The organism is Actinomadura sp. 7K507 (assembly GCF_004348425.1).
In the GTDB taxonomy this organism is placed as follows: domain Bacteria; phylum Actinomycetota; class Actinomycetes; order Streptosporangiales; family Streptosporangiaceae; genus Spirillospora.
Genome location: NZ_SMKK01000028.1, coordinates 19,020 through 35,214, shown reverse-complemented (window position 1 = coordinate 35,214; position 16,195 = coordinate 19,020). Strand labels below are relative to the sequence as shown.

The 16,195-nt window shown below is 71.9% G+C and carries 13 protein-coding genes; 9 read left to right on the top strand and 4 right to left on the bottom strand.

Annotated features, from left to right (window positions below; genetic code table 11):
• The first annotated feature begins 228 nt into the window (after window positions 1-228).
• Both dnaB and rox read left to right on the top strand, forming a co-directional pair.
• Window positions 229-2,850, top strand: a complete 2,622-nt coding sequence (gene dnaB / locus E1285_RS09260) for a replicative DNA helicase (RefSeq protein ID WP_132150133.1) — start codon at window positions 229-231, stop codon at window positions 2,848-2,850.
• A 380-nt stretch (window positions 2,851-3,230) separates the two neighbouring features.
• Window positions 3,231-4,673 carry a rifampin monooxygenase gene (rox, locus tag E1285_RS09255; protein ID WP_207946493.1) on the top strand — a complete coding sequence of 481 codons (1,443 nt, stop codon included), beginning with the start codon at window positions 3,231-3,233 and terminating at the stop codon, window positions 4,671-4,673.
• 45 nt (window positions 4,674-4,718) lie between these two features.
• Here the strand turns inward: rox and E1285_RS09250 are convergent, their stop codons facing one another.
• A complete protein-coding gene (locus tag E1285_RS09250; RefSeq protein WP_132150129.1) occupies window positions 4,719-5,363 on the bottom strand; it encodes a response regulator transcription factor in 645 nt (214 codons plus the stop codon).
• On the bottom strand, window positions 5,360-6,577 hold the full coding sequence (locus E1285_RS09245; protein WP_207946492.1) for an ATP-binding protein: 1,218 nt from the start codon (window positions 6,575-6,577) through the stop codon (window positions 5,360-5,362). The genes E1285_RS09250 and E1285_RS09245 overlap by 4 nt, the downstream gene beginning before the upstream one ends.
• Here E1285_RS09245 and E1285_RS09240 point away from each other — a divergent pair.
• On the top strand, window positions 6,566-8,467 hold the full coding sequence (locus E1285_RS09240; protein ID WP_132150127.1) for a protein-arginine deiminase family protein: 1,902 nt from the start codon (window positions 6,566-6,568) through the stop codon (window positions 8,465-8,467). The two genes, E1285_RS09245 and E1285_RS09240, sit on opposite strands and share 12 nt — an antisense overlap.
• Window positions 8,468-8,587: 120 nt before the next feature.
• Here the strand turns inward: E1285_RS09240 and E1285_RS09235 are convergent, their stop codons facing one another.
• Entirely contained in the window at window positions 8,588-9,730 is a 1,143-nt protein-coding gene (locus E1285_RS09235) for an epoxide hydrolase family protein (RefSeq protein ID WP_132150125.1), read from the bottom strand.
• A 68-nt stretch (window positions 9,731-9,798) separates the two neighbouring features.
• On the opposite strand from E1285_RS09235, the gene E1285_RS09230 reads away from it, so the two are divergent.
• The 6 genes from E1285_RS09230 to E1285_RS09205 all read left to right on the top strand — a co-directional run bounded on the left by E1285_RS09230 (window position 9,799) and on the right by E1285_RS09205 (window position 15,591).
• Window positions 9,799-10,761 carry a WYL domain-containing protein gene (locus E1285_RS09230; RefSeq protein WP_132150123.1) on the top strand — a complete coding sequence of 321 codons (963 nt, stop codon included), beginning with the start codon at window positions 9,799-9,801 and terminating at the stop codon, window positions 10,759-10,761.
• A gap of 234 nt (window positions 10,762-10,995) precedes the next feature.
• Window positions 10,996-12,666, top strand: coding sequence for an NAD(P)/FAD-dependent oxidoreductase (locus E1285_RS09225; protein WP_132150121.1), 1,671 nt, complete (start codon window positions 10,996-10,998; stop codon window positions 12,664-12,666).
• Window positions 12,663-14,093 (top strand): hypothetical protein, encoded by a 1,431-nt coding sequence (locus E1285_RS09220; RefSeq protein WP_132150119.1) that lies wholly within the window; start codon window positions 12,663-12,665, stop codon window positions 14,091-14,093. Before E1285_RS09225 ends, E1285_RS09220 begins: the two co-directional genes overlap by 4 nt.
• Before the next feature lie 63 nt (window positions 14,094-14,156).
• Entirely contained in the window at window positions 14,157-14,495 is a 339-nt protein-coding gene (locus E1285_RS09215) for a metalloregulator ArsR/SmtB family transcription factor (RefSeq protein ID WP_132150117.1), read from the top strand.
• The gene (locus tag E1285_RS09210; RefSeq protein WP_132150115.1) at window positions 14,492-14,968 is read left to right on the top strand and encodes an SRPBCC domain-containing protein; all 477 of its coding nucleotides are present in this window, start codon (window positions 14,492-14,494) and stop codon (window positions 14,966-14,968) included. The genes E1285_RS09215 and E1285_RS09210 overlap by 4 nt, the downstream gene beginning before the upstream one ends.
• Window positions 14,965-15,591 (top strand): dihydrofolate reductase family protein, encoded by a 627-nt coding sequence (locus tag E1285_RS09205; RefSeq protein ID WP_132150113.1) that lies wholly within the window; start codon window positions 14,965-14,967, stop codon window positions 15,589-15,591. The genes E1285_RS09210 and E1285_RS09205 overlap by 4 nt, the downstream gene beginning before the upstream one ends.
• A gap of 28 nt (window positions 15,592-15,619) precedes the next feature.
• Here E1285_RS09205 and E1285_RS09200 read toward each other — a convergent pair whose 3' ends face one another.
• A complete protein-coding gene (locus E1285_RS09200; protein ID WP_132150111.1) occupies window positions 15,620-16,078 on the bottom strand; it encodes a MarR family winged helix-turn-helix transcriptional regulator in 459 nt (152 codons plus the stop codon).
• Between the last annotated feature and the right edge of the window lie 117 nt (window positions 16,079-16,195).

Below are 16,195 nucleotides of genomic sequence, written 5' to 3'. Positions count from 1 at the left end.
AACGGGTCGCTGTCGCGATCGTCCACCGTGAATCCACAAAGTTGTCCACAGGTCGTGCACAACCATCCCGGCGTGTCTGCACAGGCACTCCACAGGCTCGTCCACAGGACGCTTTGCTCGCCACCGCGTGGGCTCGGGAGAATGTCGGACGCTTCAGATAGACGTGGGGTGGACGGTCCGCGACGGGGTGGACGGGGCCGCCGCGACCGGAGATGAAGGGGGTGCGACATGAGCGTTGCCGAGATCGGGCCGCCCGAGCCCGAGTTCGAGCGCACCCCACCGCACGACATCTCCGCCGAACAGGGCGTCCTCGGCGGCATGCTGCTGTCCCCGGACGCCATCGCCGAGGTCATCGAGGTCCTGCGCACGCCGGACTTCTACCGCCCCGCGCACCAGATCGTCTACGACACCATCCTCGACCTCTACGGCCGCGGCGACCCCGCCGACGCCGTCACCGTCGCCGGCGAGCTGACCAAGAACGGCGAGATCGGCCGCATCGGCGGCGCGCCCTACCTGCACACCCTGATCTCCCTGGTGCCCACGGCGGCCAACGCCGGGTACTACGCCAGGATCGTCCACGAGCGCTCGGTCCTGCGCCGCCTGGTCGAGACCGGCACCCGCATCGTCCAGATGGGCTACGCCGCGGACGGGGCCGACGCCGACGAGGTGCTCGACCGCGCCCAGGCCGAGGTCTTCGCCATCGCCGAGAAGCGCGCCGGCGAGGACTACGTCCCCCTGAGCGAGATCATGCCGGGCGCCCTGGACGAGATCGAGGCGATCGGCAGCCGGGGCGGCCAGATGGTCGGCTGCCCCACCGGCTTCGCCGACCTGGACGCCCTGACCAACGGCCTACACCCCGGACAAATGGTGGTAGTCGCCGCAAGACCGGCAATGGGCAAGGCGTTTTGTCTGGAAACTCCCCTTCCGACCACTTCTGGGTGGACAACTATGAGGGAAGTGTCCGTTGGTGACCATCTGATTGGAGCAGACGGAAAACCGACGCGCGTCGTTGCCGCGACCGAGGTGATGCACGGCCGTCCCTGCTACGAGATCGAGTTCTCGGACGGAGAGGTGATGGTCGCCGACGCCGAGCACCAGTGGCGCACGACAACCCGAGCCGACCGCCGTCAGCAGACTCAACGCAGGACCGCGTATGAATGGTCCCACGAGGCGGCCAACCGGGTCCGGTGGGCGACGGCGGATGCCAACGAGGGATCCCGTCGGTTCCTCACGCACCGTGAGGCGGTGGCCGACGTCGGTGAGGAGTTCACGCATGCGCTCCGCACGATGACCAAGGAGGCGGGACAACGTGGCGAGGTCGACGCGAGCATCTCCAAGCGACACCTTCGCTATGAGCGCGCAAGTCTCTACCGAGGACTGCTGGAGCGCGCGGTCCGTCCCAGGTACTTCGCGACCACTGCGCAGCACCGCTCGATCAAGACGACCGAGGAGATCGCCGCGACGCTGCGCTGCGACGGCGGCAACCGCCCCAATCACGCCGTCGAAGTCGCCGCGCCCTTCCAGTTCCCCGCGGCGGAACTACCCGTTGACCCCTACGTTCTAGGCGCGTGGCTGGGTGACGGGCACAGCCGGTCTGGTGCCATCACCTGCTTCGACGAGGAGATCCTGGAACAGATCGAAGCGGCCGGGCAGCCAGTGGGGCGGCGCAGCACTCCGGGCCGGTTCGGCCTTCCCGGCCTCGCGCGACATCTCAAAGAGCTGCGCATATGGGGTGACAAGCAGATCCCGACTCGGTACCTGCGGGCGTCTGAGGAGCAGCGGCGGGCGCTGTTGGCCGGGCTGCTCGACACCGGCGGGTACGTGTCGGAGACCGGGCAGGTGCAACTCGCGTTGGTGAACAAGCGCCTTGCAGAGGGTGCGCACGAGCTGATACTCAGCCTCGGCTACCGAGCGACGATGACGACCAAACCGGTTGCGGGACGCTCCCTGGAGACTTCCATCCTCTACCGGATCGACTTCACGCCGGCCGAACCGGTGTTCCGGCTGCCGCGCAAGGCGGCTCAGCAGCGGCAGAACGTCCACCCGAAGACGCGGGTGCGGTACATCGTGGACGTGCGGCCGGTGGAGAGCGTGCCGGTCCGGTGCGTCCAGGTCGACAATGCCGACCACATGTATCTGGCGGGGCGGTCGTGCATCCCGACGCACAACTCGACGCTCGCGCTCGACTTCGCGCGTGCCGCGTCCATCAAGCATGGGCTGACGTCGGCGTTCTTCAGCTTGGAGATGGGGCGCAACGAGATCACGATGCGGCTGCTCTCGGCCGAGGCGCGGGTGGCGCTGCATGCGATGCGGTCGGGCACGATGCAGGACGAGGACTGGACGCGCCTCGCGCGCCGGATGAGCGAGGTCGCCGAGGCGCCGCTGTTCATCGACGATTCGCCCAACATGTCGATGATGGAGATCAGGGCGAAGTGCCGGCGGCTCAAGCAGCAGCATGACCTGCGGCTGGTCATCATCGACTACCTGCAGCTGATGACGTCGGGCAAGCGAGTCGAGAGCCGCCAGGTCGAGGTGTCGGAGTTCTCCCGTTCGCTGAAGCTCCTCGCCAAGGAACTCGGCGTCCCGGTCATCGCGCTGTCGCAGCTCAACCGAGGTCCCGAGCAGAGAACAGACAAAAAGCCCATGGTGTCCGATCTACGCGAAAGTGGCAGCATCGAGCAAGATGCGGACATGGTGATCCTGCTGCATCGCGAGGACGCCTACGAGAAGGAGTCGCCGCGCGCCGGTGAGGCCGACCTGATTGTTGCTAAGCACCGTAACGGCCCCACCGCCACCGTCACCGTCGCCTTCCAAGGCCACTACAGCCGCTTCGTCGACATGGCCCAGTAGCCCCCGCGCACTGCGGGTTCCGCGGGCTCGGTGAACGCAGGCGACCGCACGGGCCTGTTCGGGGTCGTGATCGCGTGGCCGGGAAAGAAGTGGACGGGATGATGCTCGGGCTGTAGCTTGCGGTTGTCCGTGACACTGCCCGAGGGGGTGAGACCCATGAACGCTGTATCGATGTGGGTGCTCCCCCTTCCCGTCACGGCCGGGCGATTGATCTAGGTGTCGCCGGGAGCGCCTCGCCAAGGCACTCCCGAAAGGCAACACCCATGCACTCTCCGTTCAATGCCGAGCCGTCGTCGAGCGAAATGGTCGAGCGCGACCTCACCGGGGGCGGCGACTCCGGACTCCGGTCGCCGGCCTCCGGAGCCGATCGCGCGCCCCTCATGTTCGACGTGATCATTGCCGGGTGCGGGCCGACCGGTGCGATGCTGGCCGCCGAACTGCGGCTGCACGATGTGCGGGTACTCGTTCTGGAGAAGGAAACCGAGCCCGTGTCGTTCGTCCGCATCGTCGGTCTGCATATTCGCAGTCTCGAACTGATGGCGATGCGCGGACTGCTGGAGCGCGTTCTCGAACACGGAAGACGGCGTCCGGCCGGCGGCTTCTTCGCCGCCATCCCCAAACCCGCGCCCGAGGGACTGGATTCCGCGCACGCCTATCTGCTGGGCATCCCGCAGCCGGTCATCGTTCGCTTGCTCGAAGAACATGTGGTCGAGCTGGGCGCGCAGGTCCGGCGCGGTTGTGCGGTGGCCGGTTTCGAGCAGGACGACGAGGGTGTGACCGTCGAGTCGTCCGACGGGGGACGCTTTCGTTCGCGCTATCTCGTCGGCTGTGACGGCGCGCGCAGTACGGTGCGCAAACTGCTGGGCGTCGGCTTCCCCGGCGAGCCCTCACGGAACGACACGCTCATGGGCAAGATGGAAGTGGGGGTACCCCAGGAGGAGATCGCCGCCAAGGTGACCGAAATCGGCGAGACCCAGAAGCGATTCTGGCTCCGGCCCTTCGGTGAAGGGGCTTATAGCGTCGTGGTCCCCGCCGCGGGAGTCGGCGATCGCGCGGAGCCGCCCACTCTCGAGGATTTCAAACAGCGGTTGCACGCCATCGCCGGAACCGATTTCGGCGTGCACTCCCCGCGCTGGCTGTCCCGGTTCGGCGATGCCACCCGGCTCGCCGAACGCTATCGCGTCGGTCGGGTGCTGCTGGTCGGCGATGCGGCGCACATCCATCCGCCGATCGGCGGTCAGGGCCTGAACCTGGGCGTTCAGGACGCGTTCAACCTCGGCTGGAAACTGGCCGCACAGATCCGCGGCTGGGCGCCGGAAACGCTGCTGGACACCTACCAGGCCGAACGTCGTCCGGTCGCCGAGGACGTGCTGGACAACACCCGCGCCCAGATGGAGCTGTCGTCCACCGAACCGGGCCCGCAGGCCGTGCGAAGGCTGCTCACCGAGCTGATGGACTTCGACGAGGTGAACCGCTATCTGATCGAGAAGATCACCGCGATCGGTATCCGCTACGACTTCGGCGAAGGCCACGACCTGGTCGGCCGCCGCCTGCGCGACATCGAGGTGAAGCAGGGCCACCTCTACGGTCTACTGGGCCGCGGCCGCGGCCTGCTGCTGGACCGCACCGAACGCCTGACCGTCGGTGCCTGGTCGGATCGGGTCGATCACCTCGCGGATCCCACTGCGGTACTGGATGTTCCGTGCGTCCTGCTGCGTCCCGACGGCCACGTCGCCTGGGTCGGCGACGACCAGCAGGATCTGGACGGCCACCTCTCCCGCTGGTTCGGCAAGCCCGCCACGGGACCTATGCCATCCGGGTGACCTGCGCGTCATGCTCGACGACCGGCCGGTCATCGCGAGTCGGCGTCAGGGGCGGGCGTGGCCGGTCTGCCAGGCCCAGGCTGCGATCTCGACCCGGTTTCGGACGCCCAGCTTGTGCTGGATGCTCGCGACGTGGGTCTTGGCGGTGCCGGGCGTGATGGACAGCGCGGCGGCGATCTCCGCGTTGGTGCGGCCCCGCGCCACGTGGATCGCGACCTCGGCCTCGCGGGCGGTGAGACGCCCGTCGTCGGTGCGCGGGCGGGGCGCGCAGAAGTGGTGCAGCAGCCGGGTGGTGATCGTCGGGCTGATGAGCGCGTCCCCCGCCGCGGCCGCGCGGACGCCCTCCACCAGCAGCGCGGGGCCGGAGCGCTTCAGCAGGAAGCCGCAGGCGCCGTCGCGCAGGGCGGTGTGCACGTACTCGTCGAGGTCGAAGGTGGTGACGACGACCACCTGGAGCGGGTCGGGCACGTCGGGGCCGGCGAGCAGACGAGTGACCTCCAGGCCGTCCATGCGGGGCATCCGGATGTCGGCGAGGACGACGTCGGGACGCAGCCGCCGGGCCAGTTCGACGGCCGTGACGCCGTCGGCGGCCTCCCCGACCACCTGCATGTCGGGCTGGGCGTCCAGGATGATGCGGTAGCCCCCACGGACGTCATCCTGGTCGTCGGCGATGACGATCCGGGTGGTCATGGCCGTGATCGTAGCGGGATCAGGGCGGTGACCCGCCATCCCCGGTCGCCCGCGGGACCCGCGCCGAAGTCGCCGCCGAGGGCCTCGACGCGTTCGGCGATGCCGGGGAGACCGAGGCCGCCGCGGCGCCGCTCGCGCAACGGGCCGGCGCGGCCGGGACGGCCGTCGTCGGTGACGGTGACGCGCAGGGCGGGGCCGGTCGAGGTGACGGCGACGTCGACGGCGGACGCCCCCGCGGCGTGCCGGCGGACGTTCGTCAGGGCTTCGACGACGAGCCGGTACGCCGTCGCCGACACTTCGGGAGGCGGGGTGCCGGCGTCCATCGCCAGCCGGACCCGGGGCGCTTCCGATTCGCTGAAGCGGTCGACCAGCGCGGGCAGTTCGGCCAGGCCGTGCGGCCCGTCCCGGGGTCCGTCGTCGTGGAGCATGTGGACGGTGCGGTCCAGTGAGGCCATCGCGCGCACGCCCGCCGCCTCGATCCGTTCGAGGGCCGCCGCGGCGTCACCGCCGATCCGGGCGGCCTGCGCCTGGACGATCATCCCGCCGACCTCGTGGGCGACGAAGTCGTGCAGGTCGCGCGCCAGGTCGAGGCGCTGCGCACGGCGCGCCTCGGCGACCGACCGGGACCGCCGAGAGTCCAGGGACCGCAGGTACAGCCCGGTGCCGGCGGCGACCGCCGCGCCGAGCCCGCAGAGCAGGCAGCCGAGCAGCGCGCCCCGCGTACCGGCGGGCGGGACGGCGTGCAGCGTCAGCCGCAGCGGGAGCGCGGTCACCGCGGCGGCGCCGAGCGCGCCCGCGACCGCGGCGGGACGGGCCTTCGCCCGCCGTACCACCAGGTGGAGGAGCAGCGCCGCGGCGGCCGTCTCGGCCAGCCACCAGCCGCCCGTGGCGTTGTCGGCGGGTCCCTGGTAGCCGAGGGTCGCCACCAGCGAGCCGGCCGCGGCCAGGCCCGTGATCGCCGCCGGCCGGACGCCGGGGAAGGCGAGCAGCCAGACCAGGGCGGTACCGATCAGCCAGGCCGGGGCGGTGATCAGCGGCCCGGCGTCCGGGGTGCCCGCGGCGGCGGCCGCCGTGAGGGCGGCGATCGACGTTCCGGCGGTGAGCAGGCGGGGGCGGCTCGGCCGAACGGCAGAGGCGCCCGCCGGGAAGATCTGCCGGACGGTCGATGTGCGGGTGGGCCCCCCGTCTCGAAGCTTGTCCTCATGAACGAACACAAGCGGATCGTACAAACCGGGCTGGCCATGGCGGCGGTCGCCTGCATCGCCGGGTGCGGTCTCACGGCCGACGGCGCCTGGGCGGGTGCGTCGGCGACGACGCCGTCCAAGGCGCTGCTGCGCGCCGACACCGATCGCGACGGTCGGCTGTCCCCCGCCGACGACGCGCGGCGCGGCGCGTGGACCGCGGCCCGCGGGGCGATCATGCTGCCGAACCTGGACGACGACGCCTCCCGTTGCCCCACGGCCGCCCGGAACGGCGGGCGGCTCACCGATGCGGCGCTGGCGGCGTGCAACGACGCGGCGGACACGGTGGTGAACGGTGCGGCCGATGCCGCCGATCTGGCGCCGCTGGAGATTCCGGCGGTGAAGGCCGTGTCCGGTTCGGCCCGGGGGACGCTGGTGCCCGACGCCCGGTCCCGGGACAAGGTGCGGATCTTCGTCCGGCGCGGCGGGCGCCTCACGGCACTCGGCGACGGCGGCGAGATCCGTGCGGACGAGTTGCGCCGGGGGGTGCGGCTCGCCGTCGAGGCGCGCGACGCCGTCCGCGACCCGGCCGCCTGGTCGGGGTTCAGTGATCTCACGCTGACGGTCGACGACGGCGGCCGGACCCGGTCCGACAGTGTCCGGTTGCGTGTGGCGCCGGTGCTCTTCCAGCACGATCTGCTTCCTTTGGAGCGCGCGGTCGTGGCGAACCCCAAGGCGCCGGTGACGCTGGAGAAGGGGACCGCGCCGGACAAGCCCGTCAAGGGGCAGGAGGCGTACCGGCGCGACCTGCGCCGCGGCCTGGACGCCGAGGGGCTGCGCGAGCCGTTCATCGAGTCGCCGGCCGGCGGCGACCAGTGGATGGGCGACATGTTCAAGGCCGGGTACGCGTCCATGCCGGGGCCGGGTGGCAAGGAGCACCACATCGTCGTCAACCTCAGGTCGCCGGCCGTGACCCCCGACTTCCCCGCCCGCGACCGCCCGCTGCGGGACGCGTCCCGGCCGGTGTTCACCATGATGCGCGGGCCGGGCGTCGCGGGCCTTCAGGAGTTCGACCCGAAGGCGGTCGACCGTCCCGACGACAACCTGTACTACGGGTCGGCCAGTTCCAGTGGCAACTTCGGGACGATCCCGCCGTACGGGAGGTATCGCACCGGGCGGGTCGTGTACGGAGGCGAGGGCAAGTTCGCGCCCGACGCGAAGTTCACCCGCATGCTGGAGGCTCAGGGCTACCAGGACCCGATCGCCGTCGACACCAGCTGGCTCGGCGTGGGCCACATCGACGAGTTCCTCCACTTCGTGCCCCGGCGCGGGGGCAAGGGCTGGGCCATGGTCATCGCGGATCCGCGGATGGGCATGGGCCTTCTGGAGAAGGTCGCCGGCAGCGGTGGCGGCGGGCAGCGGCTGGTCGAGGGCGTCGCCCCGTCCAACACGCAGTTCCCGAACCTGACGGTCGCGCAGGCCCTGGCCAAGCCGGAGCTGGTGAACGGTACCCGCATCGCGGCGGCGGGCGTCGACCGGGCGCTGCGGCAGTTCCGCGAGAAGGCCGGGATCACCGAACGGGACATCATCCGCGTTCCCGCGCTGTTCACCAAGCTCGACCTGCCCGACGGCTACCCGCGCGAGAACCTGACCGTCACGTACTTGCCGGACGCCGCCAACGGCATCAGCACGGGAACCGGCGGGTACCTCGCCCCGGCCCAGCACGGGCCGAGGCAGGGCGGGCAGGACGTGTTCCAGCAGGCCACGGAGCGGGCGCTGCGCCAGGCCGGTGTGCGCGTCCACTGGATCGAGGACTGGGACTACTCGCATTACGTCGGCACGGCAGGCGGCGACATCCACTGCGTCACCAACGTCCAGCGCGATCTGAGCGGCACCACGCCCTGGTGGCGTTCCGGTCGATGACGTGGCTGCGCATCCGCACGTGGCTGAGCAGCGCCTGCCTGTCATCGCACAGGCCGGTGCGCGCCGCGACGGGGTGGTCGCGGCGCGCACCGTGGGGTGGCCAGGCAGGCGGCGAGGCGGTTACGGGCGGCGGTCGCGGTAGAAGGTGCGGATGGCGTTTGTCAGTTCCTCGGGTACCTCCATTGACGCGAAGTGGCCGCCGCGCGGGTGTTCGGTCCAGGACACGATGTCGGTGTTGTCGCGCTCCGCGAAGGGGCGGATCGAGCGGAAGTCGTCGGCGAAGACGGCGACGCCGATCGGGCCGTCGTTGACGCCGTTCTCGGCGTCCTTCTCGGTGTGATGGAAGCGGGTGGCGCCGGCCGAGGTGTTGGTCAGCCACATCAGGCTCGCCTGGGCCAGCACCTGCTCCTGGGTCACCAGGCTGGTGCCGTTGCCGAAGTTCCAGAAGAGCTCGTTGTAGGCCAGTTGCCCGACAGGTGAGTCGCTCAGGGCGGCGGCGATCGTCAGCGGGCGCTTGGCGTTCAGGTCGGCGTAGCCGTTGACGGTCTGGAACCAGCCCGCGAACTCAAGGGCGGCGTAGTCGGCAGGGGTCATCTTCTCGAACTCCGACGGGTCGCCGGAGGGGAAGGAGAAGAGCTGCAGGACGTGGGCGCCGAGGAAGCCGGGGACGCCTTGCCTGGCGAGTTCGCGTGACACCATCGCGCCGCCGTCCGAGCCGTGCGCGCCGTACGAGTCGTAGCCGAGGGCGCGCATCAAGGTGTCGAAGGCCCTGGCGGTGCGCGCCATCGTCCACGCGCCGTCGGCCAGCGGGGTGCTGAAACCCATGCCGGGCAGGCTCGGGATCACCAGATGGAAGGCGTCCAGGGCCGAGCCGCCAGACGTCTCGGGGGCGGTCAGCGGCTCGATCATGTCGAGGAAGTCGAGCACGGAACCGGGATAGGTGTGGGTGAGCAGGAGCGGCGTCGCGCCGGCGTGGGGGGAGCGTACGTGGAGGAAGTGGATCGTCTGCCCGTCGATCTCGGTGCGGAACTGGGGCAGGGCGTTGAGCCTCGCCTCCACTGCGCGCCAGTCGAAGTCGCGCCAGGCGGCGACGGTCTCGCGCAGGTGGTCCACGGGGGTGCCCTGGGGCCAGCCGTCCGTCGGCAGCTGGTCGGCGTACCGGGTGCGGCCCAGCCGGTGACGGAGGTCGTCCAGGTCGGCTTGGTCGACGGCGACGGTGAACGGCGTGATGGTCAGGTCCGCGGTGCTTTCGGTGTGGTTCATGACGTTCACGCTAGAACTCATACAGGATAGGTTTGGGCCTGTATTGCACGCGATCTTTCGGGGGCGTCGTGATCGGCACGTCGGCCAGGCTGCTGGCTCTGCTGGGCCTGCTGCAGGGCCGCCCGACCTGGACCGGGCCGCAGCTCGCCGACCGGCTGGGCATCGACGTCCGTACCGTGCGCAAGGATGTCGAGCGGCTGCGCGAGCTGGGTTACCCGGTCGACGCCGTCCGCGGGCGCGACGGCGGGTACCGGCTCGGCGACCAGGGCCGACTGCCGCCGCTGCTGCTCGCCGACGACGAGGCGGTGGCCGTGGCGGTCGCGCTGAGCGTGGTCGGCGCCGCCGTGCCGGGGCTGGCCGACGTCGGAGGCGAGGCGCTGGCCAAGCTGGAGCGCTCCCTTCCCGGGCGGCTCCACCGGCGCGTCCGCGCCCTGCGCGAGACGACCGAGGCGGGCCCGGCGAACACCGGCACGAACGTGGCCGACCCCACGGTGGACGCGGTCCTGCTCGGCGAGCTGGCGGCGGCGGTCCGGGACCGGCAGGGCCTGCGCTTCCGCTACCGCGACGGTGAGCGGGTCGAAGCCGATCCGTACCGGCTGGTGAGCTGGCAGCAGCGCTGGTACGCCGTCGCGCGGCGCCGGCCGGGCGGCGAGTGGGCGGCGTTCCGCGCCGACTGGATGGAGCTCCGGACGCCCGGGGCCGGACGTTTCCAGGCGCGGCCGATGGAGGGCGGCGACTACTCGGCGTTCGTGCTGCGCGAGGTGGCCTCGACCGGCTGGCGGGTCCATGCGCGGATCCTCGTCGACGCGTCCGCGGACGAGGTGCTGGCGAGGATCAACCCGACCGTCGGCGTCGTCGAGACCGTGGACGAGGCGCATTCCGTGCTCGTCACGGGGGCGGACAGCCTGGAGGTCGTCGCCGTGTGGGTGGGGATGCTGGGACTCGACTTCCACGTCGACTCGCCGCCCGAACTGGTCGCGCACGTCCGCGACCTGTCGCAGCGCTACGCCAGGGCCCTACCGCCCGACTGACCCTGCCCGCCGTGACCGATCCGTCGCGGGGTGGCTGAACCGGGCGGCCGTGCTCGCCCGTACGGGAGTGCGAGTGCCTCGGGCGGCACGTGCCGGTTCTTCACCCGGGGCACCCTGCCCTGGGGCGAGTGGGGCGGGCGGTCCCGTCCATGGTGGCGGGGACGGTGATGTGACGTGCGGCTGCGGGAGCCTGGGCCTGCGGCGCCGGGGAGCGGCGTCAGGGTGCTCGCCGGTATGGGCAGTGGGCTGGTGCCGGGGCTGGCGGTCGGGGCGCTGATGGCCTGGCAGGGCCTGCTGGCGTCCCACGGCGCGTACGGCTGGGCGGTGTTCGCCCTGTACGCGATGGTCATGGGTGTGCTGCTCGGCGGGTTCGTCGGGCGGCGGCCGTCCGGTCCGGCGGTGTCGGCGGCGGGCGGGCTGCTGCTCGGGCTGCTCGGCTGGACGGTGTGGTGGCTGACGCTGAACCCGATGCTCCGGGGGACCAGGCCGACGTGGTCGGTCGAGGCGGCCGCGGCGGTGTATCCGGAACTGGTCGGCTCGCTGCTCCAGGGGACCCTGTCCGGGCTGCTGTTCCACCTCGCCGTGCGGCGGTTCCGCGGGCGTCCCGCCAAGGCGGAGGTGCCCGCGCCGCGCGTGGTGATCGTCGGGGGAGGGTTCGGCGGGATCAGCGCCGCGCGCCGGTTCGAGCGGCTGAACCTGCGGGGGCACCGCGTCGACGTGACGCTGGTCAGCGACTCCAACTACTTGCTGTTCACGCCGATGCTCGCGGAGGTCGCGTCCGGTGGCCTGGAGGGGCAGCACATCGGTTCACCGGTCCGCGCCGCCGCGCCGCACACGCGGTTCCGCCATGGCCGGGTCGCCGGGGTCGACGTCGCCCGGCGGCGCGTGGTCCTGGAGACGGGCGGCGAGCCCATCGGGTACGAGCATCTGGTGCTGGCGGTCGGGTCCGTCCCGGATTTCCTCGACCTGCCGGGCGTGGCGGAGCACGCGCTGACGCTGAAGTCGCTCGGGGACGCGGTGCGGTTGCGCGAACGGGTGCTGGCGCTGCTGGAGCGCGCCGACCAGGAGGCCGATCCGGCGGAGCGGAGGCGGCTGCTGACGTTCGTCGTGGCGGGCGGAGGGTTCGCCGGGACCGAGTCGGTCGCCGAGCTGTACGACCTGACCCATGACGTGCTCCACTTCTATCCCGCCATCTCCCCGGACGAGCCGCGTTTCGTCCTCGTCCACGCGGATGAGCGCATCCTGCCCGAGCTGTCGGAGCGTCTCGGCGGCTACGCGCTCGGCAAGCTGCGGTCGCGCGGCATCGAGTTCCGCCTCGGTGTCCGCGTGACCGGCGCGACCAGCCGGGCCGTGCGGCTCGACGACGGCGAGGCGGTCGAGACGGCGACCTTCGTGTGGACGGCGGGCAACCGGCCGAGCCCGCTGCTGCGGACCCTTCCGGGTGAGAGCGGCCGTCGCGGCGCGGTCGTCGTCGACCGGACGCTCCGCGCGTTCGAGATGGACCGTGTCTGGGCGGTCGGCGACTGCGCCCAGATCCCCGCCGAGGACGGCGCCCTGTACCCGCCGACCGCCCAGCACGCGACGCGGGAGGGCAGGGCGGTCGCCGACAACGTCGCCGCCGTCCTGAAGGGGCAGCGGCCCAGCCCGTTCCGCTTCAAGTCGATCGGGACCTTCGTGGCGCTGGGCCATCGCACGGCCGCCGGGGAGATCCGCGGCCGTCCCTTCTCCGGCCTGAGCGCCTGGCTGCTCTGGCGCGGCATCTACCTCGCCAAGCTGCCCGGTGTCGAGCGCCGTGTCCGCGTCCTCCTCGACTGGGTCCTGGACGTGGCGTTCCCGCGCGACATCGTCGTCACCGGCCCGCCGGCGGACGCGCCGGTGCCGCTGCCCGAGCAGGCCGCGCGATGACGGCGGAGGCGGTCCGCGAGCCGGTGTTCCCCGGGCGGGGCGCACCGGCCGGCGCGTTCGCCGGCGCGGCCGGGGGCCTGGTCTGGGGGGCGGCGATGCTGTCGCTCGGCACGCTCCCGGACGTCGCGGTGCTCGCGGGGTCCGGGTCGCCGTGGCTCGGCTTCGTCCTGAACATGGCGATCGCGGTCGTGATCGGCGGCGGGTTCGGGCTGCTGGCGGTGCATCAGCGGGTCCGGTCGAGGGAGCTGCTGTTCTGGGGCCTCGCCTACGGGGTGTTCTGGTGGTTCCTGGGGACCTTGACGCTGCTGCCGCTGCTGTCGGGGACGCCGATGGCGTGGAGTCTGGCGGCCGCGCAGGAGGCCATGCCGAGCCTGTTCGGCCACCTCTACTACGGCGCGGTCACCGCGGTCGTCTTCGCCGTCCTCCAGCGGGACGGCCGTTCCGAGTCCGGGGACCGCCTGCGGCCGGGGACGCTGCTGCGCGGTCTGCTGGCCGCCTTGGTCGTCGGGGGGCTCCTCGTTCTCGCCTTCGGCGCCGGGGCGCGTCTCGGGTGGCTGCCCGCCGTCGCCGTCTGCATGGGGGTCGCCTACCCCCTGGTGTTCACCGGCCGCGCGGAGGGCACCGGGCCGGCGGTCGTCCGCGGCACCGCGTACGGCTTCCTGTGGTGGATCGTGGCCGGTCTCACGATCGCGCCGCTGCTGGACGACGGCACGCTCGACTGGTCGCAGCCCGCGGTGGCGGAGGCCACGACCCGGCTTCCGCCGTACCTGCTGGCCGGCGCCGGGATCGCGGTCGTCTTCGGCTGGCTCGGTTCGGTCGCCCGCGGCCTGTTCGTGGACGACGTGCGGCTCCGCACCCGCACGATCGGCTCACGCGGGCTGCGGGTCGTCGGCTACGGCGCGCTGTCCGGGCTCGTCGGCGGCGTCCTGTTCGGTTTCGTGTGGGGCGTCGTCGACGTGCTGGACAGCGTGGCGAAGCTCGTCGGCGCGGGCGGCAGCGTGGCCGGGTGGATCGTGCATCTCCTCATCGCCCAGGGCATCGGCGTGTCGTACGCGCTGCTGTTCCGCGGGCGCGGCTACGACCTGGTGTCCGGGGTCGGCTGGGGGCTGTCGTACGGGTTCTTCTGGTGGGTGTTCGGCGGCTTGACCCTGATGCCCGCGGTGCTGGGCGTCCCGCTGTGGTGGACGCCGCCGACGATCGCCGCGGACTTCGCGAGCCTCATCGGCCACCTGGCGTACGGCGGCGCGCTGGGTGCCGTCCATGCCTGGCTGGAGCACCGTGAGAACCCGTGGTGGCTGGCGCGGAACGACCTGGAGGCCGCACGCGCCGCCGCCCGCCGCGAGCAGGTCCTCGGCTCGGCGCCCGCCCTGTGGATCCTGACCGTCCTGATAGCCCTGACCATCCCGGTGATGGTCGCCGGCGCCTGATCGGCCGGCGGCCGAGATACTTAGCCCTTGCACTAACTATTGGGGCGTGCGATAGTTAGCCGCATGGCACAGTATTCGGCGCAGCTCGACGGGGTGTTCGTCGCCCTCGCCGACCCGACCCGGCGCGCCGTCGTCCGGCGCCTCGGCCACGGCCCCACCAGCGTCGGCGACCTCGCCCGCGAGTTCCCGATGACCCTCCCCTCGTTCATGAAGCACGTGCGGACGCTCGAATCGAACGGGCTCATCCGCACGGTCAAGTCCGGCCGGGTGCGCACCTGCGAACTCAACCGCGAGCGGCTCGACCTGGTCGACGGCTGGCTCGCGGAGCAGCGCCGGATCTGGGAGGCGCGCACCGACCGCCTCGAACAGTTCGTCACCGACCCGGAGGAGAACCGGCAATGACCTTTGACCGAGACCTCGACCTCGCCCTGGAGCGGATCATCCGCGCCCCGCGCACGACGGTGTGGAACGCCTGGACGGACCCGTCCCAGCTTGAGCGCTGGTGGATCCCCGCCCCGGCCCGCTGCCGCGTCGACCGCCTGGACCCGCGGCCCGGCGGCGCGTTCGTGACGCGGATGAGCGACGACGGCGCCGAGTTCGTCCCGCACACGGACGCGTGCTTCGTCGCCGTCGACGAACTCGAACGGCTCGTGTTCACCAACGCGGTCGACAGCACGTGGCGTCCGGCGAGCCCCGCCCCGGTCGCGATGACCGCCACGATCACGCTGGACGACCACCCGGACGGCACGGACTACCGGATCGTCGTCCGCCACGGAACGCCCGACGCCCGCGCCCATCACGAGAAGCTCGGCTTCACCGACGGCTGGGGCACGGTCGCCGCCCAGCTGGCCGCGTTCGCGGAGGGCGTCCGATGAAGATCGCTCTCACTGAGTTCGTGACGCTCGACGGGGTCAGCCAGGGCCCCGGCTCGCCGGACGAGGACACCAGCGGCGGCTTCACCCGCGGCGGCTGGCTCGTCCCCCACATGGACGGGACGTTCGTCCAGCGCGCCTCCGGCTGGCTCGACCTCGCCGACGGCCTGCTGTTCGGACGGCGGACCTACGAGGCGTTCGCCCGCGACTGGCCGCAGATCACCGACCCGGCCGACCCGTTCGCCGAGCGGATGAACACCCTGCCGAAGTACGTCGTGACGAACACCCTCACCGAAGGGACCTGGAACCCCACGACCGTCCTCAAGGGCGACCCCGCCCGCACGGTCGCCGACCTCAAGGCGCGGCCGGGCCGGGAGATCCAGATCCACGGCAGCGCCCGCCTCGGCGACTCACTGCTGTCGGCGGGCCTGATCGACACGCTTCGCCTGGTGGTCGCACCGACCGTCCTCCGCACCGGCCGGCGGCTGATGGCTGGGCCGGGTGCCCCGTCCGGCCTCCGCCTACGCCACCACGAGGCCACCCCGAACGGCCTGCTCCTCCTCGAATACGAGGTGACCGGCGAGGCCGGCCAAGGCGAGTACGAAGGCGTCGCCGCCCTCGCCTAGGCGGCACCGCGGGCCTGGCCGACACGGGTCACGGCAGGCTCGCGGCGTGGTGGTCGATGATCCGGGTCAGCAGGCCGGTGAGCTGGTCACGTTCGGAGGGACTGAGGGGGGCCAGGAGGTCGTTCTGGATGCCGCCCAACACCGCATCGAGTTCTTCCAGGTGGCGGGAGCCGTCCGGGGTGAGCGTGATGATGTTGCGGCGCCGGTCGGACGGGTCGGGCGTGCGTTCGATCAGGCCCTTGGCGGCGAGTTCGTTCAGGGCGGCGACGACATCGCTGCGGTCGATGCCGGTGTGGCGGCCGAGCGTGGCCTGGCTGGACGGGCCGTACTCGTCGAGGGCGGCGAGCAGCCGGTAGTGGTAGCCGCGGGCGCCCGCGGCGGCGAAACCGTCGCTGACCAGGCGGTGGCTGTGCGCGGACGCCAGGCTGATCAGCCAACTCGGGGCGTTCAGGAGGCGCGCGGGCGTCGGGGCATCAGCCGTCGTCATACGGCTCAGCCTAGAGCTCGTTGGCCCAACCAACGACCCCCTGGCGATGGCGGCCGGTCGCCCCCATTGGTGCAGGCATGCCAGCGCGTCCGGCGGGCAATGGCGCTCGGCCGGTGT